Raw genomic sequence first — 24,576 nt, forward strand, 5'->3', positions numbered from 1 at the left:
ACGTCCGAACAGACACCCAGTATTCCAACGGTTGTTCCCCGGAGAACCTCAATGACCGACACCCCGCTGTCCCCCAGCGAATTCGAAGCCGCCCTGCGCGCCAAAGGCGCCTACTACCACATCTACCACCCGTATCACGTGGCGATGTACGAAGGCCGGGCCACCCGCGAGCAGATTCAGGGCTGGGTCGCCAACCGCTTCTACTATCAGGTGAACATCCCCCTGAAAGACGCGGCGATCCTCGCTAATTGCCCGGATCGCGAGATCCGTCGCGAGTGGATTCAACGCCTGCTCGACCACGACGGCGCCCCCGGTGAAGACGGTGGCATTGAAGCCTGGCTGCGTCTCGGTCAGGCGGTCGGCCTCGACCCGGATCAACTGCGCTCCCAGGAACTGGTGCTGCCCGGCGTGCGTTTCGCCGTCGACGCCTACGTCAACTTCGCCCGCCGTGCCAGTTGGCAGGAAGCCGCCAGCAGCTCGCTGACCGAACTGTTCGCACCGCAGATCCACCAGTCGCGCCTCGACAGCTGGCCGCAGCATTACCCGTGGATCGACCCGGCCGGTTACGAATATTTCCGCACTCGCCTCGGTCAGGCGCGGCGCGATGTCGAGCATGGTCTGGCGATCACGCTCGAGCACTACAAGACCCGCGAGGGTCAGGAGCGCATGCTGGAAATTCTCCAGTTCAAACTGGACATTCTTTGGAGCATGCTCGATGCCATGAGCATGGCTTACGAACTGAACCGCCCGCCGTATCACAGTGTCACCGAGCAGCGGGTCTGGCACAAAGGAATCACCCTATGAGTTTTGATCGCAGCAAGATCCCGACCTGGCGTCCCGGCTACCGTTTTCAGTATGAACCGGCGCAAAAAGGCCACGTGCTGCTCTACCCCGAGGGCATGATCAAGCTCAACGACAGCGCCGCGCTGATCGGCGGTTTGATCGACGGTGAACGCGATGTCGCGGCGATCATCGCCAAACTCGACGAGCAGTTCCCCGGCGTGCCCGAGCTCGGTGAAGACATCGAGCAATTCATGGAGGTTGCCCGTGCGCAGCACTGGATCGAACTTGCCTGAGGCATCGGTGCAAGTACCGCCTAAACCTGAAGTCGGCCTGCCGCTGTGGCTGCTCGCCGAGCTGACTTACCGCTGCCCGCTGCAATGCCCGTACTGCTCCAATCCGCTGGATTTCGCCGAGCAGGGCAAAGAGCTGAGCACCGAGCAGTGGATCAAAGTCTTCCGCGAAGCGCGGGAGATGGGCGCGGCGCAACTGGGCTTTTCCGGTGGCGAACCGCTGGTGCGCCAGGACCTCGCCGAACTGATCCGTGAAGCGCGGCAGTTGGGTTTCTACACCAACCTGATCACTTCCGGCATCGGCCTGACCGAGCAGAAAATCAGCGACTTCAAAAAGGCTGGGCTTGATCACATCCAGATCAGTTTCCAGGCCAGTGACGAACAGGTAAACAACCTGCTCGCCGGCTCGAAAAAGGCCTTCGCGCAGAAGCTGGAAATGGCTCGGGCGGTGAAGGCCCACGGCTATCCGATGGTGCTGAACTTCGTCACCCATCGGCACAACATCGACAAGATCGACCGCATCATCGAGCTGTGTATTGCGCTCGAAGCGGACTTCGTCGAACTCGCCACCTGCCAGTTCTACGGCTGGGCACAGCTCAACCGTGTCGGCCTGTTGCCGACCAAAGAGCAACTGGTGCGCGCCGAACGCATCACCAACGAATACCGCGCCAAACTGGAAGCCGAAGGGCATCCGTGCAAGCTGATTTTCGTCACCCCGGACTACTACGAAGAACGCCCGAAAGCCTGCATGAACGGCTGGGGCAGCATCTTTCTGACGGTTACCCCGGACGGCACTGCCCTGCCCTGTCATGGCGCCCGACAGCTGCCGGTACAATTTCCCAACGTGCGCGACCACAGCATGCAGCATATCTGGTACGACTCGTTCGGCTTCAACCGCTTTCGCGGTTACGACTGGATGCCCGAGCCATGCCGCTCCTGCGACGAGAAGGAACAGGACTTCGGCGGCTGCCGCTGTCAGGCGTTCATGCTCACGGGGGACGCGAGCAATGCCGACCCGGTGTGCAGCAAGTCCGAACATCACGGCGTGATTCTCAAGGCCCGCGAAGAAGCCGAGACCGCCACCCAGACCATCGAACAACTGGCCTTCCGTAATGAACGAAACTCACGCCTCATCGCCAAGGGCTGAGCCTTTCAGCGCCGCCCAAGCCGTCGCCGCCGGAATGGATTTCGCCGAGCTGCAACTCGGCGCCCACGGTTTGTTCTGGAATGAATATCGCCCGCAAGACGCCGCGTGCCGAATCTGGCAGTGGCGAGACGGCGCGGCGAAATGTCTGACGCCGGATGGCTTCAGCGTGCGTAGCCGGGTGTACGAATATGGCGGTGGCGCGTTTTGTCTGACGCCGGACGGGGTGGTTTTCGTCAATGAGGCGGATCAGCAGTTGTATCGGCAGGCGCTGGATGGCGCGCCCGAGGTGCTGACTTCTGGCGAGTGTCGTTATGGCGATCTGCATTTTGCTTTCGGCCAAGTGCTGGCGGTCGAGGAACTGCGCGACCAGCATCGGCTGGTAGCTATTGATCTGGCCGACGGCACCCGGCATTTGCTGGCTGAAGGTGCGGATTTTTATGCAGCACCGGTGATCAGCCCGGACGGTTCGCGATTGGCCTGGATCGAGTGGAGTCGGCCGCATCAGCCTTGGACATCCACGCGATTGATGGTGGCCGAGCGTCTGGCTGAGGGTGGTTTTGGCGCACCGCGTTGCGTGGCGGGGGCTGACCTTGAAGAGTCGATCCAGCAACCGCGGTTCGACGCGAAAGGACGCTTGTTGTGCCTGACTGATCGCGGCGGTTTCTGGCAGCCGTGGGGCGAAACGTCCGACGGTTTGCAGCGACTGCCCTGCGCCGAGGCCGATCATGCGCCCGCCCCGTGGCAATTGGGTGGCAGCACCTGGTTGCCGGTGGGCGATTCGTTTCTGGCGAGCTGGAGCGAACGCGGTTTTGGTCGCCTGGCGCTCGACGGTGAAGATTTCACCGGCGACTACAGCCGCTTCCGCCATCTGGCGCTGGATCAGCAATTTATCTATTGCATCGCCGCTTCGCCGATCAGCCCTTCTGCGGTGATCGCCATTGATCGCGCTACCCGCGAAGTGAATGTGCTGGCTGGCGGTGTGGCGCCTTTGCCGGCGGAGTGCATCAGCCGTCCGCAGACCTTGCGCTACCCGAGCGGCAGCGGTGAGGCTCACGGCTTCTTTTATCCGGCGATGAACGATGAAGTGCGACCGCCACTGGTGGTGTTCATCCACGGCGGTCCGACCTCGGCCTGCTACCCGATGCTCGACCCGCGCATTCAGTACTGGACGCAGCGTGGTTTCGCCGTCGCCGACCTCAACTATCGCGGCAGCAGCGGTTATGGTCGCGAATACCGTCAGGCGTTGCATCTGAGTTGGGGTGAGGTGGATGTCGAGGACGCCTGCGCGGTGGTGGCGTATCTGGCCGAACAAGGTCTGATCGATGGCGAGCGGGCATTTATTCGCGGTGGCAGCGCCGGGGGTTACACCACGCTGTGCGCGCTGGCGTTTCAGCAAGTGTTCCGCGCGGGCGCCAGCCTCTATGGCGTCAGCGACCCGGTGGCACTGGCCCGGGCAACCCACAAATTCGAAGGTGATTATCTCGACTGGCTGATCGGCGATCCCGAACAGGATGCCGAGCGCTACGCCGCCCGCACGCCGCTACTGCACGCGAGCAACATCCGTGTGCCAGTGATTTTCTTTCAGGGTGAACTGGATGCGGTGGTGGTGCCGCAACAGACCCGCGACATGGTCGCGGCGCTGGAGCACAACGGCATCCCGGTCGAGGCGCATTACTACGCCGAGGAACGCCATGGCTTCCGCCGGGCGGTGAACCAGGCGCATGCGCTGGAACAGGAGTGGAAGTTTTATCGGCGGGTGATGGGGTTGGCGGACTAAGCACCGCATTTACATTTCAAAATAGCGGTGCCCCTATCGCGAGCAGGCTCACTCCTACAGTTGACCGTGTTCACAACACAAATCCCCTGTAGGAGTGAGCCTGCTCGCGATGGCTTTTTTATCTGACTCAGCAATACTCAGCGCTTGGCGATGATATACACCGCATGCACGATCCCCGGAATGTAACCGCACAGCGTCAGCAGAATGTTCAGCCAGAACGCCCCGCCGAACCCGACCTGCAGAAACACACCCAGTGGCGGCAACAGAATAGCGATGATGATACGAATGAAGTCCATGGGTCAGCTCCTGAATGGGGGTTGGCTCACATGAGCCATACAAGCTAATCGACCTGCGCCGTTCTTCAGGGTTCAGTGCAAACGCCATTTGATCGCCACCATCGGGCACAAAAAAACGCCCCACGCCAAAAGAATCAGGCGTGGGGCGTGCGTTATACCGCGAGACGGTTCTTCAAATCGGGTAGGAAACTTCAGCTCAGACGGCAATCCCTTTGCGGCATTGCAGTTGCGCAGTACGCACTCGCGAGAAGGCGCGGGCCAGGCGCAGGAGCATTTCGTCGATGTTGGCCTTGCTGACGGTGAGGGCCGGGGTGAAACGCAGGCAGTTGGCTTGCGGCGCGTTGAGCAGCAGGCCTTCGTGCAAGGCGGCATTGACTACGGCATCGGCGGAATCCTCTGACAGGCTCAGTCCCCAGAACAGGCCTTGACCACGCAGTTCGCCATGCCCGTAGCGGTGTGCCAATCGAGCTAGACCTTCGCGCAGGGGCTGGCCGAGGTCTTTGACCTGCTCGAGAAATACCCGATCCTGCACGCTATCAAGCACCACCAGACCGGCCGCTGTCATCAGCGCGTTGCCGTGATGAGTGCCGCCCAGTTCACCGGCGTCAAAACAGCAGGCCTTGCCACGGGCCAATAACGCCGCCAGAGGAACACCGCCGCCGAGGCCTTTGCCGAGCACAACGATATCGGCGCGCACGCCGTAGGACTGTTCGGCGAGCAATGTGCCGCAGCGCCCGATGCCGGTCTGCACTTCGTCGAGGATCAACAAAATGCCCAATTCTCGGCACAGACGCTCGACGCCTTTGAGGTAATGCTCGGTGGCCGGAATCACCCCGGCATCGCTCTGGATCGGTTCGAGCATGATCGCCACGGTTTGCGCATCGACAGCCGCATGCAGCGCCGGCAAATCGTTGAACGGCACCAGATCGAAACCCGGCAGCAACGGTGCGAAGCGGTTGTGCAGGTTGCAACTGTCCGACGCGGAAATCGTTGCCAGGCTGCGGCCATGGCACCCCTGCTTCGCAACAATGATCCGCGAGGCGCCGCCACGATGCAGTTGGCCCCATTTGCGCGCCAGTTTGATCGCTGCCTCACAGGCCTCGCTGCCGCTGTTGAGCAGGTAAGCCTGATCGCTGGAGGTGCTGGCGCACAGGCGTTCGGCAAGGCTGAGCATGCCGCGGTTGTGCAGATTGAAACCGGGATTGATCAGCGCCTGGGCCTGACTGGCGATGGCTTTGACCAGCGCCGAAGGGCTGTGGCCGAGGCTGTTGGCGCCGCCGGCCTGGGAGAAGTCGAGATAAGCGCGGTCGTTGCTGTCCCACAACCAGGATCCCTGGCCACGCACGAAGACCTGCGCCGGTCGCTCGACGCTGGGCATCAGTCGCTCGGCATTCAGGCTATCGCCTGCCTGGGGTGGACCGGCCTCGAAAGCGAGGTCATCGAGACTCGGCGCCTGACGCCGCAGACTGAACAGATTCATTGCAAAAAACCTCGCTTGAGGTTTTTTGAACCGCCTATGCAAACATTGTCGAAGCAAACGCTATTCATCGCGCTCTCTGGCCCTGTAAGCCTTGTGATTGCGGTTAGACTAGGCTCACTGACGGCTTCGGGCCATTTCGATTTACCAGCATTTTCGATAAGTATTACTTATGGATTTCAAACAACTGCGTTATTTCGTCGCGGTCTACGAAGAGGGCCATGTCGGTCGGGCCGCCGAACGCCTGTCGATTTCGCAACCGGCGCTGTCGCAGCAGATTCGCCAGCTCGAACAGAACCTCGACGTCACGCTGTTCGAACGCAGCAGCAAACGCCTGTTGCCGACCCTTGCCGCGCACACGCTGTACAACCACGCCGTGCCGCTGCTCGACGGTTTGCAGCGGGCGCGGGAAGCGCTGGGCAACTTCAAGGGGCAGGCCTTGCGCACGCTGGCGATCGGCGTACTGCAAACCGTGCACACCAGCCTTGTGCCGCAAATGCTCGAACGGGTGCGCAAGGCGCAGCCGCATCTTGTGGTGCAGATCTATGAACTGACGGGGCTGGAGATCGAGCGCCGTTTGCTCAACGGCTCACTGGACATCGGCATCAGCTACCTGCCGCCGCGCCAACCGGGGCTGCATGGCGTGATGCTGTACGAGGACGAACTGACGCTGGTCATCCCGGCGGATCATCCACTACGTGAATTCAAGAAGGTCTCGATGCGGCAGGCAGCGGAATTGCCGATGTTGCTGCTGGGCGAAGAGTTTCAGATCCGGCAGATCTGGCAGGCTCAGTTGACCAGCCTGGGTAGGCGCCCGCAAGTACAGGCCGAGCTGAACAATATGCTGGGGATTCTCGACAGTCTGCCGCACACCAAACTGGCGACGGTGCTGCCCGGGCGTTCACAGAAGGAATACGACGATGAGGATCTGTTGTGGAAGCCGTTGAGCGAACCACGGGTGCCGCTGAAGGTTGGGCTGGTGTGCCGCGATGTGCAACGCCAGCAGGCGTCTTTGGCGTTACTGCGCACATTGCTGGAAGAAGTGATTCAGCGTGAAGACAAACCGCTGAAAGCCGCGCCGCCACTGGATCCGCTGGCCTGATACTTTTCTTCAGGCAAAAGAAAACCCCGCCGAAGCGGGGCTTTGCAGACTGTTTCCCTGACATCCATTTCACTCCGCCACCCTGGCAGAATCCTACGTGTCCGTGTTGTTGCTTTGCGCTTCCTGCGCGACGTCCATGAGTTGTAGATTAGCTGTGGATCCAATCTTCGCCTATGGGAGAACAGCAGCACGTCATGTAAGAGAATGCTTACATGACGTTACATCATCAGAACTGCTCAGCATTCAGCAGGAACAGCGACTCGCTACCCGCCTTCACCGACGCGCTCAGCGAGTGGATACGCGGCAGCAGACGGGCGAAATAGAAGCGTGCGGTACCCAGCTTGCTGGCGTAGAAATCCTCCTGGGCTTCTTTGCCTAGCGCGGCTTTCGCCATCAGTGCCCACATGTAGGCATAAGCGGTGTAGCCAAACGCTTGCAGATATTCGACCGAGGCCGCGCCGATTTCGTTCGGATTGGTTTTCGCCCGATCCAGCAGCCACGCCGTCAGCTCGTCGAGGGTACTGACGGCATCGTTCAGCGGCTTGGTGAATTCGCCGAGGTCAGCGCTGGCGGTCGCGGTGAAGTGGCGGATCTCGTCAGCGAACAGCTTGTAGAACGCGCCGCCGCTGCCGACGATCTTGCGCCCGACCAGGTCCAGTGCCTGAATGCCGTTGGTACCTTCGTAGATCTGGGTGATGCGCACGTCACGCACCAGTTGCTCCTGGCCCCACTCGCGGATGTAGCCGTGGCCGCCGAAAATCTGCTGGCCGTGCACGGTGGTTTCCAGGCCCAGGTCGGTGAGGAATGCCTTGGCCACCGGAGTCAACAGTGCGACCAGGTCTTCTGCGCGCTTGCGAGTGGTCGAGTCTTCGCTGAACTTGGCGGTGTCGAGTTGCATCGCCACGTACGTGGAGAAGGCGCGACCGCCCTCGTTCGAGGCTTTCATGGTCAGCAGCATGCGACGCACGTCCGGGTGAACGATGATCGGGTCGGCAACCTTGTCCTTGTTCTGCGCGCCGGTCGGCGAACGGCTCTGCAGACGATCGCGCGCATATTCGACGGCGTTCTGATAGGAACGCTCACCGCTGGCCAGACCTTGAATACCGACGCCCAGACGCTCGTAGTTCATCATGGTGAACATCGCCGCCAGGCCCTTGTTCGGCTCGCCGACCAGATAGCCCACAGCTTCGTCGAAGTTCATCACGCAGGTCGCGGATGCCTGGATGCCCATCTTGTGTTCGATCGAACCGCAGTTCGCCGGGTTGCGCGCGCCCAAGCTGCCATCGGCATTGACCATAAACTTCGGCACCAGGAACAGCGAAATGCCTTTCGGGCCAGCAGGTGCGTCCGGCAGTTTCGCCAGCACCAGGTGGATGATGTTCTCGGTCAGGTCGTGCTCACCGCCGGTGATGAAGATCTTGGTGCCGCTGACCTTGTAGGAACCGTCGGCCTGCGGTTCGGCCTTGGTGCGGATGATGCCCAGGTCGGTGCCGGCGTGCGGCTCGGTCAGGCACATGGAACCGGCCCAGATCCCGGCGTACATGTTCGGCAGGTAAGCGGCCTTCAGCTCTTCGCTGGCGTGGGCGTTGATCGACAGGCAGGCGCCGGCGGTCAGCATCGGATACAGACCGAACGACAGGCTGGCGGAGTTGACCATCTCTTCTACTTGAGCCGAAACGGCCTTGGGCATGCCCATGCCGCCGTAGGCCGGATCGCCACCGACACCGACCCAGCCGCCTTCAGCGTAAGTCTGATAGGCCTGTGGGAAACCGGCCGGGGTGCTGACGGCACCGTCCTTCCAGTGGCAGCCTTCTTCGTCGGCCGCACGGCTCAGGGGGGCGATGCTTTTGCTGGTGACCTTGCCGGCTTCTTCGAGAATGGCTTCTACGGTTTCTGCATCGACAGTCTCGGCCAAGGCCGGCAGTTCGGCCCAGAGTTTGGCGACTTCGAATACTTCATTGAGGACGAAGCGCATATCGCGCAGCGGCGCTTTGTAGTCAGCCATGGCAAACCTCGCAAGATCTAAACAGGTGATTCGTGGAAGAGTGTTTTCGTTGAGGCCGAGTGTACCTCAACAACTTTTGCGACACATAGGGTCAACCGGTGACTGATTTGTTATTTTTGGTCACCAGCATTCAGAGATAAAACAAAGCCCGCAATCAGCGGGCTTTTGAGTGATGACGTGTGGCTTGAGTCAGCCAGCGGCGCTGTCCATTCGCACCGCGCCGCGACGATTCTGTCCGAACGCCATGACGCAGTTACGCCCGGCGCCCTTGGCGCTGTATAACGCCTGGTCGGCGGACTTGAGGACTTCTTCCGGCGTCCGTTGCTCGACACGCTCGGCGACACCGATACTGACCGTGACCGAGACACTGGAAGCACCGCTGCCGCTACGACGCTGACGACCTTGCTGATCGTCCTGCGGACGGCTCTCCTGATTTCGCAACTGGATGTTGTAGGAGGCAATCGACTCGCGGATGACTTCCAGGTGCGGCATGCACTCCTCGAGGGTTTTGCCCGCAAACACCAAGGCGAATTCCTCACCCCCATAGCGATATGCCCTACCGCCACCGCTGATTTTCGACAGCTTGCTGGCGACCAGCCGTAGCACTTGGTCACCGACGTCGTGACCGTGGGTGTCGTTGAATTTCTTGAAGTGATCGACGTCACTCATCGCCAGCACATAGTTGCGCCCCAGGCGCTGCATGCGTTCATTGAGCGCGCGGCGGCCCGGCAGACCGGTGAGTTCATCGCGAAAGGCCATTTGATAGGCCTCATGCGCCACGGCAGCGGCAATCATCAGCATCACCTGACTGCACATGATGTTCAGGGTGAACGGCAGGATGAAGGTTTTCGGCAGCATCCAGAACACCCCGAGCAGGCCGACCAATTGCGCCGCGTGCAGTGGACGCGGATTGCGCCAGTATTGCCAGGCCAGCAACAGGAATGCCGAGAGGAATACCGGATAGGACATCTGGATCAGGCTCATCCAGGCGCCGTGCAGCGCCGGCCAGCGGATTTCCGAGAGCCACATCAGCAGCGCCTGCGGATAACTTTGTTCAAGCCCCAAAGCAACACCGCCAAAGGCCAGCAACACGGCGAAGCGCGCGACCATGTCCTGGAACAAATGCGTACGTTCCTGCCACGCGGCGAACAGCCCGAACAGCAACGGCAACAGCAGACAGACCAGGTGAAACACCACGGCGGCGTCTTCGCGCACCTTGCCATTGTCGCGGTAATAGTCGGTCTGGGTGTCGAGCAAAAAGTAAGCGATGTACACCGTGAGCATCAGAAACAGCTCGCGCTGACGTCGGTAAACCGCACAGTAAGCCCCGCCCAACAGCAGCACCAGGGTCGGCAACACGTTGAACAGCGAAGTGAAGAATACGTTGAGGTCTTTGACGTACGCAGCCGCCAACCCCGCGAGCAACAACAGCAGTGAAGGTAGGAAATGGCTGAAACGTACAGCAGAAGAACGCGGCAAGGGTAAAGCTCCGACCCGTCATATCAAAGAGATGGCATTGTGCCTGCAATGTGGCCAGTTAAGCACACACAATGTGATCCAGATCACACGCAGTCTCTTTAACGGCAGAAAACCCCGGTTTCTGAGCGATTCAGCAACAAAAAAACCGCTGCCCCCCGAAGGAGCAGCGGTTTTCGTCAGACCGCGTTGAGGCTTAGTAGCCCAGGGCGAAGTCTTCTTCTTTCATGTCCATCAGGTTGTTGGCGCCTGACAGCATGGTGGCCACGTGGGTACGGGTACGTGGCAGGATGCGCTGGAAGTAGAAGCGCGCGGTTTGCAGCTTGGCGGTGTAGAACGCAGCGTCGCCGGTACCTTCTGCCAGCTTCTCGGCGGCCAGACGTGCCATGTCGGCCCAGAAGTAGGCCAGGCAGGCGTAACCGGAGTACATCAGGTAGTCCACGGAGGCCGCGCCGACTTCTTCGCGATCTTTCATGGCAGCCATACCGACCTTCATGGTCAGCTCGCCCCATTCCTTATTCAGTGCAGCCAGCGGCGCAACGAATTCTTTGACGGCTTCGTTGCCTTCGTTGTTCTGGCAGAACTTGTGGACGATCTTGGTGAAGCCTTTCAGGGCCTCGCCTTGAGTCATCAGCACTTTACGGCCCAGCAGGTCGAGTGCCTGGATACCGGTGGTGCCTTCGTACAGCATCGAAATGCGGCTGTCGCGAACGTTCTGCTCCATGCCCCACTCGGCGATGAAGCCGTGGCCACCGTAGATCTGCACGCCGTGGTTGGCGGCTTCGAAACCGACTTCGGTCATGAACGCCTTGGCGATCGGCGTCATGAACGCCAGCAGTGCGTCGGCTTTCTTCTTCTCTTCTTCGTCGACGCCGTATTTGACGATGTCGACCTGTTTAGCGGTGAAGTACACCATCGCGCGGTTGCCTTCGGCGAAGGCCTTCATGGTCAGCAGCATGCGACGTACGTCAGGGTGCACGATGATCGGGTCAGCGGCCTTGTCCGGCGCTTTCGGGCCAGTCAGGGAGCGCATTTGCAGACGATCGCGAGCGTATTTCAGGCCACCCTGGAAGCCGATTTCGGCGTGGGCCAGACCTTGCAGCGCGGTACCCAGACGTGCGGTGTTCATGAAGGTGAACATGCAGTTCAGGCCTTTGTTCGCCGGGCCGATCAGGAAACCGGTAGCACCGTCGAAGTTCATCACGCAGGTGGCGTTGCCGTGGATGCCCATCTTGTGTTCCAGCGAACCGCAGCTCACTGCGTTGCGCGCACCGAGGGTGCCATCGGCGTTCGGCAGGAATTTTGGAACGATGAAAAGGGAAATGCCTTTGGTGCCAGCCGGAGCGTCCGGCAGGCGGGCCAGTACGATGTGGACGATGTTGTCGGCCATGTCGTGTTCACCGGCCGAGATGAAGATCTTGGTCCCGGAAACCTTGTAGGAGCCATCAGCCTGAGGCTCGGCCTTGGTGCGCAGCATGCCCAGGTCGGTGCCGCAGTGCGGTTCGGTCAGGCACATGGTGCCGGTCCATTCGCCGGAAACCAGTTTGGTCAAATAGGCTTCTTGCTGCTCAGGGGTACCGTGCTCGGAGATGGTGTTCATCGCGCCGTGGGACAAGCCTGGGTACATGCCCCACGACCAGTTGGCTTCACCGACCATTTCGCTTACGGCCAGACCCAGCGACTCTGGAAGGCCTTGACCGCCGTGCTCGACGTCGTGCGCCAGACTTGGCCAGCCGCCTTCGACGAATTGCTTGTAGGCCTCTTTAAAGCCAGTCGGGGTTTTCACACCGGACTCGCTCCAGGTGCAGCCTTCGAGGTCGCCCACGCGGTTCAGCGGTGCCAGTACCTGCTCACAAAACTTGGCGCCTTCTTCAAGAATGGCGTCAACCATGTCCGGCGTTGCTTCGGAGCAAGCTGGAAGGTTCTGATAGTGCGCTTCGTAGCCGAGCAGTTCGTCACGAACGAAGCGAATATCACGCAAGGGGGCCTTGTAGTCAGGCATAGCGATAAACCTCTGCTGATGTAACCGGGAATGAACGACCGCGTTGATTTGTTGTGACGGTCAAACAGTTGTTTGAAACATACGTTTACGCCGAAATCTTGTCAAGCGTCGATCTTTTGCCGTTCGTCATGACTTTTTTCAAATGCCGGACACGGCAAACCGCCATGAACTGCAAAGCGTCACGGGCAATGAAAAAAGATTAGTTGAGGGAGAAGGACTTACAACGAAAAACGCCGCGACAAGACGCGGCGTTCGGCAGGCAGGAGGCGCGAAAAATCAGGCAAACGTATCGATGATCGTACCGAGCATTTCATCGGAAGCCTTGGCGACCTTGGTGCCCAGCTCTACCTGAAACTTGCCCTGGGCCATTTCGGCCATGGCGCTGCCCGGATCCATTTGCTGACTGCGGTCGATACCGCGCAGACGATCGACCTGCGCCTCGGAAGACTGGCTGGTGACCGAACGCTCGATGGTGTTGTTGGCGATCTGGCTGGCGGCCTGATCGACACGGTTCTGACCGGTCTGAATCGTGCTCAAACCCGCATAAAAAGCTGTGTTACCGGAGATTTCCATGGGAGTTCTCATCCTTGGGAAGGATCAATGGCTGTCATTGAAGCAGAGGCGCCAGAAAAACACCCGTCAAAAATACTGATAGCACAGTGCCTTGTCATAGCCAAAAACATTAATCCAGCAGATCGAGTTGCAGATGATCAGCCACCGCCTCGGCGCTAAGCGACTTCAGTTTCGGTACCCGCCCCAGACAAGGCGCGGGAATCCGCTCGGCCAGCGTCGCCAGATTCTCCTCCAGCCGCGAGGTTTTCGGATCAATGATATTCGCCACCCAACCCGCCAGTTGCAGGCCATCGCGAGCAATTGCCTCGGCCGTCAGCAACGCATGGCTGATGCAGCCCAGGCGCACACCCACCACCAGAATCACCGGCAGCTTCAACGCGATGGCCAGATCCGACAGATTGTCCTGATCGGCCAACGGCACCCGCCAGCCACCCGCCCCTTCGATCAACGTGAAATCGGCATTCAGCGCCAGAATTTCGCGCATCGGCGCCAGCAACGATTGCACGGTCAGCGCGACGCCGGCCTCACGCGCGGCCAGATGCGGCGCGATGGCCGGCTCGAATGCCACCGGATTGACCTGTTGATAAGTCAGCGGCACCGAACACTCGGCCAGCAGCGCCAGCGCATCGGCATTGCGCAAACCCTTGGGGGTGACCTCGCAGCCCGAGGCAACCGGTTTCCCCGCCGCCGTACTCAGCCCTGCCGAGCGCGCAGCATGCAGCAACCCGGCAGCCACGGTAGTCTTGCCGACATCGGTGTCAGTCCCGGTGATGAAATAGGCTGCGCTCATAAGGGTTTCTCCAACACGGCGTAGACCACCTGGTAAGTCGCCGGCAATCCCTGCGCCTGACGGAACTGCTCGTAAGCCTCGATCAACCCAAGAATCCGCGCGCGTCCGGTCAAGCCACCCGGCCGACCGGGGTTCAGATTGTGCGCGCCGAGTGCCTTGAGTTCGTGAGTCAGGCTGCGCACATCCGGGTAGTGCAACACATGCGCCTGATTCTGCAGACTCACCGTACGCAAGCCGCTGGCGGCACACAACTGCTCATAACGGGCGAATTCGCGGAAGCGGTTGACGTGCACCAGACCATCGACCTGCCGCCAGCTGTCGCGCAACTCGTACAACGTCCCTACACAAAGACTAGCAAACGCAAAAATCCCACCGGGTTTCAGTACGCGAAAAGCCTCACTGAGCACCGATTCGAAGTCCGCACACCACTGCACCGCAAGGCTGGAAAAGATCAGCTCACAGGTCGAATCCTGCAACGGCAGACGTTCCGCATCGCCAGCGATGAAATGCTGCGCACCACCCAAAGGACGGGCGTGATTGAGCATGCCCTCGGCGATATCCAGCGCCAGCCCCTGACCTTCGACATATCGCTCGGCCAATACGCGAGTGAAATACCCGGTGCCGCAGCCCAGATCCAGCCAGCGTGCCGGCACAAAACCCGCTGGCAAGCGCGCGAGCAACTGCGAACCGACATCACGCTGCAACTCGGCAACGCTGTCGTAGCTGGCCGCCGCACGGGAGAAAGAGGCCGCGACCTGGCGCTTGTCAGGCAAGCCGCCAGGCAGCGCAACAAGAGACAAATCAGTCATCACCGCACTCGTGTAGAAAAGCCTGGATCGCACCCGCCACGCCATGGGGGTCTTCCAGAAGAAATGCATGACAGGCCTGTTCGATCAGACCAATTTCGATATCCGGCAACAGGGCGAACAACGCCCCCGCCGCTTCCGCAGGCACCAGGCCGTCCTGCCCGGCGAACAGGTGCAACTGCGGGCCGCGAAACGCCTGCAACGCTTCGCGCGTGTCGATCTGCGCCAGCAGTTCAAGCCCGGCCATCAACGCTTGCGGCGAAGTGGCCGGCGCGCCACCCAGCAGCAGCCGCGACATGCCGCGCGGGTCCGGCGCGCCCTGAGCACACAACAACGAGAACCGTTTTAGGGTCATCCGCGGGTCGGTCTGGCAACTGGCGAGAAATGCATCGAACGTCTCGCCCGGCATCGCACTCGGCCTATGCTCATGGGCGACAAATGAAGGATTGCTCGCCAGCGTCAGCAGACCGCAGCAACGCTCGCCGCGCCGTGCTGCCAGTTCAGAGGCAAGCATGCCGCCCAGCGACCAACCGCCCAGCCACACGTCCTGAGGAATACGTTCATCGAGTTCGTCGAGCCAGTCCTGCAAGTCGCTGGAATCGAATTCCGGCAACGGCTCGATCTCGACATGCAGATGCTCGTCAAGCCCTTGCAAAGCGGCGGCCAGAGGCTCCAGCGGCGAAACACCGAGGCCCCAGCCGGGCAGCAGAATCAGGCGATCACGCATGGCTTGGCTCCGGCGGCAGTTGGGCAAAGCAATCGGCCAGTCCTTCTAACAATAGCTGCACCTGCGCCTCGCTGTGAGCGGCGGTCAGGGTCACGCGCAGGCGTGCACTTCCTGCCGGGACGGTAGGCGGACGGATTGCCGTGACCATCAAGCCGCGTTCGCGCAGCAGCTGCGACAGGCGCACGGCGCGACCGGCATCGCCGATCAGGATCGGCTGGATCGGGGTGAAGCTGTCCATCAGTTGCAGACCGATCTGCTCGGCCCCTCGACGAAATTGGCGGATCAGCAGGTTAAGGTGCTCACGCCGCCAATGCTCGGTGCGCAGTAATTCCAGACTTTTCAGCGTCGCACAGGCCAGCGCCGGTGGCTGGCTGGTGGTGTAGATGTAGGGCCGGGCGAACTGGATCAGGCTTTCGATCAGCTCTTCACTGCCGGCGACGAAAGCACCCGCCGTACCGAACGCCTTGCCGAGGGTGCCAACCAACACCGGCACATCGTCCTGACTCAAACCGAAATGCTCGACGATCCCGCCGCCATTGGCACCGAGCGGGCCGAAGCCATGGGCATCATCAACCATCAGCCACGCGCCCTTGGCCTTGGCCTCGCGGGCCAGCACCGGCAGATCGGCGAGATCGCCGTCCATGCTGAACACGCCGTCGGTGACCACCAGCGTGTTGCCGGTGGCTTTCTCCAGGCGCTTGGCCAGGCTGTCGGCGTCGTTGTGCAGATAACGATTGAAACGCGCGCCGGACAACAGACCGGCATCCAGCAACGAGGCGTGATTGAGGCGGTCTTCCAACACCGTATCGCCCTGCCCCACCAATGCCGTGACCGCACCGAGGTTGGCCATGTAGCCAGTGGTGAACAGCAAAGCACGTGGCCGGCCAGTGAGATCGGCGAGGGCTTCTTCCAGGGCGTGATGCGGGCCGCTGTGGCCGATCACCAGATGCGACGCTCCGCCACCGACGCCCCAGCGCTCGGCACCGGCGCGCCAGGCTTCGATCACCTGCGGGTGATTTGCCAGACCGAGGTAGTCATTGTTACAGAACGCCAGCAACGGCTGACCGTCGACCACCACTTCAGGCCCCTGCGGGGACTCGAGCAACGGACGCTGGCGATAGAGATTTTCGGCACGGCGGGCAGCAAGGCGTGCGGCGAGATCGAAAGACATGCAGGCCTCGACTTTCAAGTGACACAGATTCCCTGTGGGAGCGGGCTTGCTCGCGAAGGCGGTCTGACATTCAACGTTAATGTCGACTGCACTGACGCTTTCGCGAGCAAGCCCGCTCCCACAGGGGTTTTGCATTCCTTCAGAGAAATCCGCGCAGGTTTAGACCGCCGCGTTATAGAACTGCTCGCTGCTCTTCTGCTCCACCAGCGCCTGCTCGATCGCGGCCTGATGCACTTCATCGGCATGCTCTTCGCGCGCTTCCGGCTGAATGCCCAGGCGCGCGAACAGTTGCATGTCCTTGTCGGCCTGCGGGTTGGCGGTGGTCAGCAGTTTGTCGCCGTAGAAAATCGAGTTGGCACCGGCGAAGAACGCCAACGCCTGCATCTGCTCGTTCATCGCTTCGCGGCCGGCGGACAGGCGTACGTGGGATTGCGGCATGAGGATGCGCGCCACGGCGAGCATGCGGATGAAGTCGAACGGGTCGATGTCTTCGGCGTTTTCCAGCGGCGTGCCGGCGACTTTCACCAGCATGTTTATCGGCACCGATTCCGGATGCTCCGGCAGGTTGGCCAACTGGATCAACAGGTTGGCGCGGTCGTCCAGCGACTCGCCCATGCCAAGAATGCCGCCGGAGCAGATCTTCATTCCCGACTCACGCACGTAGGCCAGCGTCTGCAAGCGTTCGCTGTAGGTGCGGGTGGTGATGATGCTGCCGTAGAACTCCGGCGAGGTGTCGAGGTTGTGGTTGTAGTAATCGAGGCCAGCCTTGGCCAGCGCCTCGGTCTGTTCCTGATCGAGACGACCGAGAGTCATGCAGGTTTCCAGACCCATGGCTTTCACGCCTTCGACCATCTTCAGCACATACGGCATGTCTTTGGCCGACGGGTGCTTCCACGCGGCCCCCATGCAGAAACGGGTCGAGCCAATGGCCTTGGCGCGGGCAGCCTCTTCGAGGACTTTCTGCACTTCCATCAGCTTTTCTTTTTCCAGGCCGGTGTTGTAGTGACCGGACTGCGGGCAGTACTTGCAGTCTTCCGGGCAGGCGCCGGTCTTGATCGACAGCAGCGTGGAAACCTGCACCCGGTTGGCGTTGAAATGGGCACGGTGCACCGTCTGCGCCTGGAACAGCAAGTCGTTGAATGGCTGTACGAAGAGCGCTTTGACTTCGGCTAAAGACCAGTCGTGACGCAGGGTGGCAGAGGTGCTGGCGCTCATGGGCAGTTCCTTGGTTATGCTTGGCTGGCGGCTGTGGGAACGGAATACCCACAGGCGCGACACGGATGTTCGGCATATTTAAGGAAGAGTCATGCGCTGTCAACCACGAGACGAAGCACAGGTTTACATCTGTTTAAAAAACGTACAAATCTGTTTGTTGTGCGATGAACCCGCAGAAGCAGAAGTGCCAATCTGCGTCGCCTGCGAAACCGATCTGCCCTGGCTCGGCAACCATTGCCAGACCTGCGCCTTGCCGCTGCCCGGCGCTGGACTGACCTGCGGCGGATGCCTGCTAGAGCCGCCGGCGTTCGAACAGGTGGTGGTGCCGTGGCGCTATGACTTCCCGGTGGACAGTTTGATTACGCGTTTTAAACACAACGCGAAATGGCCGTTTGGTCACCTGCTCGCCGACGTTGCCGGACAATACCTGCAACATCGCTTCGATGAAGGTTTGCCAAGGCCTGATGCGTTGTTGCCGGTGCCGTTGGCGGGGAAACGCCTGCGTCAACGTGGGTTCAATCAAGCGGCAATGCTGGGGCGATGGTTAAGCCAACAGCTGGATCTGCCTTTTGAGGAACAGGCTCTACGACGAATTCACGATACCAGTGCCCAACAGGATCTCGACGCCAAGGCGCGCAAGCGCAACTTGCGTCACGCCTTCGCCCTGGCCCCTGACGCAAAGGTGAAAGGTCGGCACTTCGCGTTGATTGATGATGTGCTGACCACCGGCGCCACGGCCCAGGCACTGGCGCGACTGCTGCGGGATGCAGGGGCGGCGCGAGTTGACGCGTATTGCCTGGCGCGTACGCCAAAACCGGGGAACTGAAAGTCAGCACAATTCCATTGTGGGAGCGGGCTTGCTCGCGAAGAGGCCTGCACATTCAGCATCTTTGGCGACTGATCCACCCCTTCGCGAGCAAGCCCGCTCCCACAGGGGAGACAGCGTGTGGCTTGACTCTTGTGGTTCAAGCCGCCAACTTCACTCCCCACCGCCACCGTGAAAAAGCCCCCCTCCATGTCCCTGCCCACCCTGCTCTCCCAGCACATCGTCCGCCGTCCGCAGCGCATCGCCCTGCTGCAACACATTGCCGAACAGGGCTCGATCACCCGCGCCGCAAAAAGCGCCGGGCTGAGTTACAAAGCGGCATGGGATGCGATTGATGAGCTGAACAACCTGGCGCAGAAACCGCTGGTGGAGCGCGCGGTCGGCGGCAAGGGCGGCGGCGGCGCCAGGTTGTCCAGCGAAGGCGAACGGGTGTTGCGCCTTTATCAAAAACTGCAGGCCTTGCAGGCACAAGTGCTGGAGGCCGCTGAGGACGCCAGCGATCTGGATCTGCTCGGGCGATTGATGCTCAGAACCAGCGCGCGCAACCAGCTGCACGGCAAAGTCGTGGCCATCGAAGGTCAGGGCCGCAATGACCTGATCCGCCTCGAACTGGCCGAAGGCCTGTGGATCAACGCGCAGATCACCCACGACAGCACCGTGCACCTGGAACTGCATCCGGGTACCGAAGTGGTGGCACTGATCAAGGCTGGCTGGCTTGAACTGCTGGCCCCGGAGCAAGTTGCAACATCTGGACACAATCTTCTGCAAGGCACTATCGAAGCCATTCTCGATGCCGAGGACGGCCCCAGCGAAGTGCGCATCGCCCTGCCCAACGGCCAGACGCTCTGCGCTCTGGCGGAGCCGCTGCAGCTTCGCACCCGCGGGCTGAGTGTCGAGCAACCGGTGCAGGTGCAGTTCTCGCCGTCCAACGTACTGATCGGCACGCCGCTGTAATCAGGCGCTGCAACGAAAGCGTAATCGACGCTCATTAAGGTGGCTGCCAAAACCAAGCAGGGAGCCTGATGTGAGCCTATTAGAAGAAAACCAATCGACTGATCTGGAAAAAATGGTCGGCCTCAGCCGTCGCGGTTTCATCAGCGCCGGGGCACTGTGCGGCGCCGCCATGTTCCTCGGCGGTAACCTGCTGAGCCGCAGCGCGCTGGCCACCGGCATCAGCGCCGGCAACAGCCGCCTGCTCGGTTTCGAGAGCATTCCCGCCGCGACCACCGACGTCATCAGCCTGCCCAAGGGCTACAAGTCCTCGGTGCTGATCAGTTGGGGTCAGCCATTGCACAAGAACGGCCCGGCGTTCGACCCGAGCGGCAATGGCACCGCCGCCGCCCAGGAAGTGCAATTCGGCGACAACAACGACGGCATGAGCCTGTTCGAATTCCCCGACGACCGAAACCGTGCGTTGATGGCGATCAACAACGAATACACCAATTATCGCTACCTCTACCCGCACGGCGGCATGCCGCAATCGGCCGAAGACGTGCGCAAGGCGCTGGCCTGTGAAGGCGTGTCGGTGATCGAAGTGCAGCGCAGGAACGGCCAATGGCAGTTCGTCCAGGGCTCGCGCTACAACCGCCGCATCCACGGCAACTCGCCGCTGCGCATCAGTGGCCCGGCGGCCGGTCATGAGCTGATGAAGACGGCCGCCGACAAGCACGGCAAGAAAGTCCTCGGCACCTTCCAGAACTGCGCCAACGGCAAGACGCCGTGGGGCACCTACCTGACCTGCGAAGAGAACTTCACCGACTGCTTCGGCAGCAGCAACGCTCAGCAGCAGTTCGATCCGGCGCAAAAGCGCTACGGCGTGTCGGCCGCCAGCCGCGAGATCAACTGGCACCCGTTCGACCCGCGCTTCGACATGGCCAAGAACCCCAACGAACTCAACCGTCACGGCTGGGTGGTCGAGATCGATCCGTTCGATCCGCAATCGACCCCGGTCAAGCGCACCGCACTCGGTCGCTTCAAGCATGAAAACGCCGCACTGGCCGAGACCGATGACGGTCGCGCCGTGGTGTACATGGGCGACGACGAGCGTGGCGAGTTCATCTACAAGTTTATCAGCCGCGACCGCATCAACCACCGCAACGCCAAAGCCAACCGCGACATCCTCGACCACGGCACCCTGTACGTGGCGAAGTTCGACGCGGGCGACGGCAACCCCGATCACCCGAAAGGCCAGGGCCAGTGGATCGAACTGACCCACGGCAAGAACGGCATCGACGCCAGCAGCGGTTTCGCCGATCAGGCCGAAGTGCTGATCCACGCCCGCCTCGCCGCCAGTGTGGTCGGCGCCACGCGTATGGACCGCCCGGAATGGATCGTCGTCAGCCCGAAGGACGGCCAGGTTTATTGCACCCTGACCAACAACGCCAAGCGCGGCGAAGACGGGCAGCCGGTGGGCGGGCCGAACCCGCGCGCGAAGAACGTCTACGGGCAGATCCTGCGCTGGCGCACCGACCGCGACGATCACGCGTCGAAGACGTTTGCCTGGGATCTGTTTGTGGTCGCCGGCAATCCGGGCGTGCACGCCGGTACGCCGAAGAGCGGTTCGTCGAACATCACCCCGCAGAACATGTTCAACAGCCCGGACGGTTTGGGCTTCGACAAGGCCGGGCGCTTGTGGATTCTGACTGACGGCGACTCGAGCAACGCCGGGGACTTTGCCGGGATGGGCAACAACCAGATGCTCTGTGCCGATCCGAAGACCGGCGAAATTCGCCGGTTCATGGTCGGGCCGATTAGCTGTGAAGTGACCGGGATCAGCTTCTCGCCGGACCAGAAAACCCTGTTTGTCGGGATTCAGCATCCAGGCGAGAACGGCGGTTCGACCTTCCCCGAGCATCTGCCGAATGGCAAGCCGCGTTCATCGGTGATGGCGATTACCCGTGAGGATGGCGGGATCGTCGGCGCCTGATAAATCGCTTTCGCGAGCAAGCCCGCTCCCACACTGGATCGGCTGAGTGCATGAGATGGTCGGCACACCGGAGATCCACTGTGGGAGGGGGCTTGCTCCCGAAGAGGCCCTTCCAGGCAGCCCACTATTCAAGGCAAAACCCTCAACCTCCACAGTCTGCGCTACCATGCTGGGCCGGACGCGGCAGCCTGCTGCGCGCAGGAGTCAGCATGGCCCACCCGTTTGAAACCCTCACACCCGATCTCGTGCTCGATGCCGTCGAAAGCATCGGGTTTCTCAGTGACGCACGCATTCTGGCGCTCAACAGCTACGAAAACCGCGTCTATCAGGTCGGTATCGAAGACTCCGAACCGCTGATCGCCAAGTTCTACCGTCCGCAACGCTGGACCAACGAAGCCATCCTCGAAGAACACCAGTTCACCTTCGAACTGGCCGACGTCGAAATCCCGGTGGTGGCGCCGCTGATCCACAACGGCCAGACCCTGCACGAACACGCCGGTTTCCGTTTCACCCTGTTTCCGCGTCGCGGCGGCCGTGCGCCGGAGCCGGGCAATCTCGATCAGTTGTATCGTCTCGGCCAGTTGCTCGGGCGGATTCATGCGGTCGGCGCGACCAAGCCGTTCGAACACCGTGAAGCACTGGGCGTACAGAACTTCGGCCATGCCTCGCTGGCGACGTTGCTTGAAGGCAACTTCATCCCCAAGAGCCTGCTGCCGGCCTACGAGTCGGTGGCCCGCGACCTGCTCAAGCGGGTCGAAGACGTCTACGCCGCCACGCCGCACCAGAACATCCGCATGCATGGCGACTGTCACCCCGGCAACATGATGTGCCGCGATGAAATGTTCCACATTGTCGACCTCGACGACTGCCGCATGGGCCCGGCCGTGCAGGACATCTGGATGATGCTCGCCGGCGACCGTCAGGAATGCCTCGGGCAACTGTCGGAACTGATGGACGGCTACAACGAATTCCACGACTTCGATCCCCGTGAACTGGCGCTGATCGAACCGCTGCGCGCCCTGCGCCTGATGCACTACAGCGCCTGGCTGGCGCGGCGCTGGGACGACCCGGCATTCCCGCACAGTTTTCCGTGGTTTGGTACGGAGCGGTATTGGGGCGATCAGGTGCTGGCGTTGCGTGAACAACTGTCCGCGCTGAATGAAGAGCCACTGAAACTCTTCTGATTCACCACAAACCTTTGTGGGAGGGGGCTTGCTCGCGAAGGCGGTGTGTCAGGCAATTATTCTGCTGCTGATACACCGCATTCGCGAGCAAGCCCGCTCCCACATTTGGCCAGTATTCACAAATTCAAAACTCATTTGCCAACAAATCTCCTTACAATCCCTGCTTTGTCAGCTGCCTAAGCAAGGATTCTGCATGCAAGCCGCCAACCCGCGTCGCGGGTACATTCTGGGCCTGAGTGCCTACATCATCTGGGGCCTGTTCCCGATCTACTTCAAAGCCATCGCCGAAGTCCCCGCTGTCGAGATCATCATTCACCGCGTGTTGTGGTCGGCACTGTTCGGTGCGCTGTTGCTGATGGTGTGGAAGCATCCGGGCTGGTTGCGCGAGTTGCTCGACAACCCCAAGCGCCTGGCGATTCTGGCCCTGAGCGGCACCCTGATCGCGGCCAACTGGCTGACCTACGTGTGGTCGGTGAACAACGGGCGCATGCTCGAGGCGAGCCTCGGTTACTACATCAACCCGCTGGTGAACGTGCTGCTGGGGATGCTGATTCTCGGCGAACGCCTGCGGCGCATGCAGTGGATCGCGGTAGGGCTGGCGGCCATCGGCGTGGCGCAGCAGGTGTGGCAAGTCGGCAGTCTGCCGTGGGTGTCGCTGGTGCTGGCGCTGACCTTCGGTTTTTACGGTCTGATCCGCAAACAGGCGCCGGTCAAGGCCTTGCCGGGGCTGGTGGTGGAAACCTGGATGCTGGTGCCGATTGCCGTGGCCTGGCTGCTGTTCAACCAGACCGCGACCAGCGCTCAACCCGAGTTCTGGACCACCTCGCAAGCCTGGTGGCTGGTGGCGGCGGGTCCTGTGACGCTCATCCCGCTGGTGTGTTTCAACGCTGCCACCCGTCATCTGCCCTATACCACCATCGGTTTCCTCCAGTACACCGCGCCAACCTTGGTGCTGCTGCAAGCGGTGTTGCTGTTTGGTGAGCACTTGTCGTCGAGCACGCTGATCGCGTTCATCTTCATCTGGGCCGGTCTGGCCGTGTACAGCGTCGATGCGGTGATCAGTTTGCGTCGGCGCAGCTGATCAAAAAACGCACAAAGCTTCGCAGGCCACGGTTCTCGTGGCCTGCAACGTTCCTTCCCAAGGTTATCCACAGCGTGATCCCCGCCGTTTGTGCGCAAGTCACTGAATGCTGGCGGTTTTTTGATCAGCATGCTGCAAGCCACCGCTGGCGTGGCGTTGCGCCCGGTCTCTACAGGTTATCCACAGGCAGGTGCACGTTAAAACTGGATAACCCTGGCGGCGCTTAAACCTCTGTGCGTAACACCAGTTCGACCATCAGATCATCGGCCAGGGTTTCCAGGCGCGATTGCAGCACGTCCAGCGACAGGGTCAGCGGCACCGCGAGAATTGCTTCGGCGTGGAATAACGGCTCGCTGCTCATCGGTGCCGGGCGCACTTCGGTCACCAGCCGTTCGAGGTTCACCCCCTGCTCGCTGAGCAACCGGGTGATGTCGCGCACGATGCCCGGGCGGTCATTGCCCACCAACTCCATGCCGATCGGTTTCCAGGTGCAGGACTGCTCGATGCCACTCTCGGCGATCAGCACGCGAATGCCCTGTGCCGACAGCGCTTGTAGGGAATCGACTAATTCGTCGTAAGCCTCCGCCGGTACGCCCACTCGCAGAATCCCCGCGAACTGCCCAGCCATCCGTGACATGCGGCTTTCCAGCCAGTTGCCGCCGTGCTCAGCGATGCATTGGGCGATGCGCTCGACCTGCCCGGGCTTGTCCGGGGCAAACACAGTGAGTACGAGATGGTCCATGGCGCCGCCCTCTTGTCATGACTTTTGTTATAGAAAGGCAAGTATAGGCAAGGGGTTTGATTCAGCCCGGGCAGCAATTTGTGCGAGTGACCTGTGTCTTGGTTTTGGATGCAGCCTGTGGCGAGGGGATTTATCCCCGATCGGTTGCGCAGCAGCCGTAAACCCTGTCAGCTCGGTCTA

At 61.0% G+C, this 24,576-nt stretch carries 22 protein-coding genes; 10 read left to right on the forward strand and 12 right to left on the reverse strand.

Features of this window, described 5'->3' with window-relative positions:
* The first annotated feature begins 51 nt into the window (after positions 1–51).
* The 4 genes from pqqC to KCG87_RS00320 are packed head-to-tail and all read left to right on the forward strand — an operon-like array spanning position 52 to position 3,997.
* Positions 52–804, forward strand: coding sequence for a pyrroloquinoline-quinone synthase PqqC (pqqC, locus tag KCG87_RS00305; RefSeq protein ID WP_096796665.1), 753 nt, complete (start codon positions 52–54; stop codon positions 802–804).
* Entirely contained in the window at positions 801–1,076 is a 276-nt protein-coding gene (gene pqqD / locus KCG87_RS00310; RefSeq protein ID WP_003228880.1) for a pyrroloquinoline quinone biosynthesis peptide chaperone PqqD, read from the forward strand. The genes pqqC and pqqD overlap by 4 nt, the downstream gene beginning before the upstream one ends.
* On the forward strand, positions 1,048–2,220 hold the full coding sequence (gene pqqE / locus KCG87_RS00315; RefSeq protein ID WP_045121967.1) for a pyrroloquinoline quinone biosynthesis protein PqqE: 1,173 nt from the start codon (positions 1,048–1,050) through the stop codon (positions 2,218–2,220). Before pqqD ends, pqqE begins: the two co-directional genes overlap by 29 nt.
* Positions 2,186–3,997: a S9 family peptidase gene (locus KCG87_RS00320; RefSeq protein WP_210556535.1), complete on the forward strand. Its 1,812-nt coding sequence runs from the start codon at positions 2,186–2,188 to the stop codon at positions 3,995–3,997. The genes pqqE and KCG87_RS00320 overlap by 35 nt, the downstream gene beginning before the upstream one ends.
* A 137-nt stretch (positions 3,998–4,134) precedes the next feature.
* Here the strand turns inward: KCG87_RS00320 and KCG87_RS00325 are convergent, their stop codons facing one another.
* Together KCG87_RS00325 and KCG87_RS00330 are read right to left on the reverse strand one after the other, a co-directional pair.
* Positions 4,135–4,293, reverse strand: a complete 159-nt coding sequence (locus KCG87_RS00325) for a YqaE/Pmp3 family membrane protein (protein WP_003228885.1) — start codon at positions 4,291–4,293, stop codon at positions 4,135–4,137.
* 196 nt (positions 4,294–4,489) lie between these two features.
* Positions 4,490–5,773, reverse strand: a complete 1,284-nt coding sequence (locus KCG87_RS00330; protein WP_210556534.1) for an aminotransferase class III-fold pyridoxal phosphate-dependent enzyme — start codon at positions 5,771–5,773, stop codon at positions 4,490–4,492.
* Positions 5,774–5,942: 169 nt separating this feature from the next.
* Between KCG87_RS00330 and KCG87_RS00335 the strand changes: the two genes are divergently transcribed.
* Positions 5,943–6,872 (forward strand): LysR family transcriptional regulator, encoded by a 930-nt coding sequence (locus tag KCG87_RS00335; RefSeq protein ID WP_096796669.1) that lies wholly within the window; start codon positions 5,943–5,945, stop codon positions 6,870–6,872.
* Positions 6,873–7,098: 226 nt separating this feature from the next.
* Here the strand turns inward: KCG87_RS00335 and KCG87_RS00340 are convergent, their stop codons facing one another.
* From KCG87_RS00340 to bioB, 9 genes are all read right to left on the reverse strand, one after another.
* Positions 7,099–8,877 (reverse strand): acyl-CoA dehydrogenase C-terminal domain-containing protein, encoded by a 1,779-nt coding sequence (locus KCG87_RS00340; protein WP_134787482.1) that lies wholly within the window; start codon positions 8,875–8,877, stop codon positions 7,099–7,101.
* 189 nt (positions 8,878–9,066) lie between these two features.
* Entirely contained in the window at positions 9,067–10,356 is a 1,290-nt protein-coding gene (locus KCG87_RS00345) for a GGDEF domain-containing protein (RefSeq protein WP_210556531.1), read from the reverse strand.
* A gap of 193 nt (positions 10,357–10,549) precedes the next feature.
* Complete coding sequence (locus KCG87_RS00350; protein WP_210556529.1) at positions 10,550–12,355, reverse strand: acyl-CoA dehydrogenase C-terminal domain-containing protein; 1,806 nt, start codon at positions 12,353–12,355, stop codon at positions 10,550–10,552.
* 276 nt (positions 12,356–12,631) lie between these two features.
* Positions 12,632–12,928 carry a hypothetical protein gene (locus KCG87_RS00355; RefSeq protein WP_003228898.1) on the reverse strand — a complete coding sequence of 99 codons (297 nt, stop codon included), beginning with the start codon at positions 12,926–12,928 and terminating at the stop codon, positions 12,632–12,634.
* A 109-nt stretch (positions 12,929–13,037) separates the two neighbouring features.
* Positions 13,038–13,718: a dethiobiotin synthase gene (bioD, locus tag KCG87_RS00360; RefSeq protein WP_098965936.1), complete on the reverse strand. Its 681-nt coding sequence runs from the start codon at positions 13,716–13,718 to the stop codon at positions 13,038–13,040.
* Positions 13,715–14,527, reverse strand: coding sequence for a malonyl-ACP O-methyltransferase BioC (gene bioC / locus KCG87_RS00365; RefSeq protein WP_210556527.1), 813 nt, complete (start codon positions 14,525–14,527; stop codon positions 13,715–13,717). The genes bioD and bioC overlap by 4 nt, the downstream gene beginning before the upstream one ends.
* Positions 14,520–15,251, reverse strand: a complete 732-nt coding sequence (locus tag KCG87_RS00370; protein ID WP_210556525.1) for an alpha/beta fold hydrolase — start codon at positions 15,249–15,251, stop codon at positions 14,520–14,522. Before KCG87_RS00370 ends, bioC begins: the two co-directional genes overlap by 8 nt.
* Positions 15,244–16,422 carry an 8-amino-7-oxononanoate synthase gene (gene bioF / locus KCG87_RS00375; protein WP_210556524.1) on the reverse strand — a complete coding sequence of 393 codons (1,179 nt, stop codon included), beginning with the start codon at positions 16,420–16,422 and terminating at the stop codon, positions 15,244–15,246. Before bioF ends, KCG87_RS00370 begins: the two co-directional genes overlap by 8 nt.
* Positions 16,423–16,581: 159 nt before the next feature.
* Positions 16,582–17,637 carry a biotin synthase BioB gene (gene bioB / locus KCG87_RS00380; protein ID WP_095137442.1) on the reverse strand — a complete coding sequence of 352 codons (1,056 nt, stop codon included), beginning with the start codon at positions 17,635–17,637 and terminating at the stop codon, positions 16,582–16,584.
* A 91-nt stretch (positions 17,638–17,728) separates the two neighbouring features.
* On the opposite strand from bioB, the gene KCG87_RS00385 reads away from it, so the two are divergent.
* The 5 genes from KCG87_RS00385 (at position 17,729) to rarD (ending at position 23,654) form a co-directional block, all read left to right on the forward strand.
* Entirely contained in the window at positions 17,729–18,463 is a 735-nt protein-coding gene (locus KCG87_RS00385; protein ID WP_210556522.1) for a ComF family protein, read from the forward strand.
* Positions 18,464–18,652: 189 nt separating this feature from the next.
* Positions 18,653–19,417 (forward strand): TOBE domain-containing protein, encoded by a 765-nt coding sequence (locus KCG87_RS00390; protein WP_135296706.1) that lies wholly within the window; start codon positions 18,653–18,655, stop codon positions 19,415–19,417.
* Positions 19,418–19,487: 70 nt separating this feature from the next.
* The gene (locus tag KCG87_RS00395) at positions 19,488–21,389 is read left to right on the forward strand and encodes a PhoX family phosphatase (RefSeq protein ID WP_210556520.1); all 1,902 of its coding nucleotides are present in this window, start codon (positions 19,488–19,490) and stop codon (positions 21,387–21,389) included.
* 209 nt (positions 21,390–21,598) lie between these two features.
* Entirely contained in the window at positions 21,599–22,573 is a 975-nt protein-coding gene (locus KCG87_RS00400) for a serine/threonine protein kinase (protein WP_027610685.1), read from the forward strand.
* A gap of 193 nt (positions 22,574–22,766) precedes the next feature.
* Entirely contained in the window at positions 22,767–23,654 is an 888-nt protein-coding gene (gene rarD / locus KCG87_RS00405) for an EamA family transporter RarD (protein WP_027610684.1), read from the forward strand.
* 223 nt (positions 23,655–23,877) lie between these two features.
* Here rarD and KCG87_RS00410 read toward each other — a convergent pair whose 3' ends face one another.
* Entirely contained in the window at positions 23,878–24,396 is a 519-nt protein-coding gene (locus KCG87_RS00410; protein WP_210556518.1) for a glycine cleavage system protein R, read from the reverse strand.
* Positions 24,397–24,576 lie beyond the last annotated feature (180 nt).

This window comes from Pseudomonas sp. MWU347 (assembly GCF_017947305.1).
GTDB classification, from domain to species: domain Bacteria; phylum Pseudomonadota; class Gammaproteobacteria; order Pseudomonadales; family Pseudomonadaceae; genus Aquipseudomonas; species Aquipseudomonas putida_A.

Coding starts and splice junctions, on each gene's coding strand:
- pqqC (WP_096796665.1), top strand. CDS start 52: ATGACCGACACCCCGCTGTCCCCCAGCGAATTCGAAGCCGCCCTGCGC.
- pqqD (WP_003228880.1), top strand. CDS start 801: ATGAGTTTTGATCGCAGCAAGATCCCGACCTGGCGTCCCGGCTACCGT.
- KCG87_RS00320 (WP_210556535.1), top strand. CDS start 2,186: ATGAACGAAACTCACGCCTCATCGCCAAGGGCTGAGCCTTTCAGCGCC.
- KCG87_RS00325 (WP_003228885.1), bottom strand. CDS start 4,293: ATGGACTTCATTCGTATCATCATCGCTATTCTGTTGCCGCCACTGGGT.
- KCG87_RS00330 (WP_210556534.1), bottom strand. CDS start 5,773: ATGAATCTGTTCAGTCTGCGGCGTCAGGCGCCGAGTCTCGATGACCTC.
- KCG87_RS00335 (WP_096796669.1), top strand. CDS start 5,943: ATGGATTTCAAACAACTGCGTTATTTCGTCGCGGTCTACGAAGAGGGC.
- KCG87_RS00340 (WP_134787482.1), bottom strand. CDS start 8,877: ATGGCTGACTACAAAGCGCCGCTGCGCGATATGCGCTTCGTCCTCAAT.
- KCG87_RS00350 (WP_210556529.1), bottom strand. CDS start 12,355: ATGCCTGACTACAAGGCCCCCTTGCGTGATATTCGCTTCGTTCGTGAC.
- KCG87_RS00355 (WP_003228898.1), bottom strand. CDS start 12,928: ATGGAAATCTCCGGTAACACAGCTTTTTATGCGGGTTTGAGCACGATT.
- bioD (WP_098965936.1), bottom strand. CDS start 13,718: ATGAGCGCAGCCTATTTCATCACCGGGACTGACACCGATGTCGGCAAG.
- bioC (WP_210556527.1), bottom strand. CDS start 14,527: ATGACTGATTTGTCTCTTGTTGCGCTGCCTGGCGGCTTGCCTGACAAG.
- KCG87_RS00370 (WP_210556525.1), bottom strand. CDS start 15,251: ATGCGTGATCGCCTGATTCTGCTGCCCGGCTGGGGCCTCGGTGTTTCG.
- bioF (WP_210556524.1), bottom strand. CDS start 16,422: ATGTCTTTCGATCTCGCCGCACGCCTTGCTGCCCGCCGTGCCGAAAAT.
- bioB (WP_095137442.1), bottom strand. CDS start 17,637: ATGAGCGCCAGCACCTCTGCCACCCTGCGTCACGACTGGTCTTTAGCC.
- KCG87_RS00385 (WP_210556522.1), top strand. CDS start 17,729: ATGCGCTGTCAACCACGAGACGAAGCACAGGTTTACATCTGTTTAAAA.
- KCG87_RS00390 (WP_135296706.1), top strand. CDS start 18,653: ATGTCCCTGCCCACCCTGCTCTCCCAGCACATCGTCCGCCGTCCGCAG.
- KCG87_RS00400 (WP_027610685.1), top strand. CDS start 21,599: ATGGCCCACCCGTTTGAAACCCTCACACCCGATCTCGTGCTCGATGCC.
- rarD (WP_027610684.1), top strand. CDS start 22,767: ATGCAAGCCGCCAACCCGCGTCGCGGGTACATTCTGGGCCTGAGTGCC.
- KCG87_RS00410 (WP_210556518.1), bottom strand. CDS start 24,396: ATGGACCATCTCGTACTCACTGTGTTTGCCCCGGACAAGCCCGGGCAG.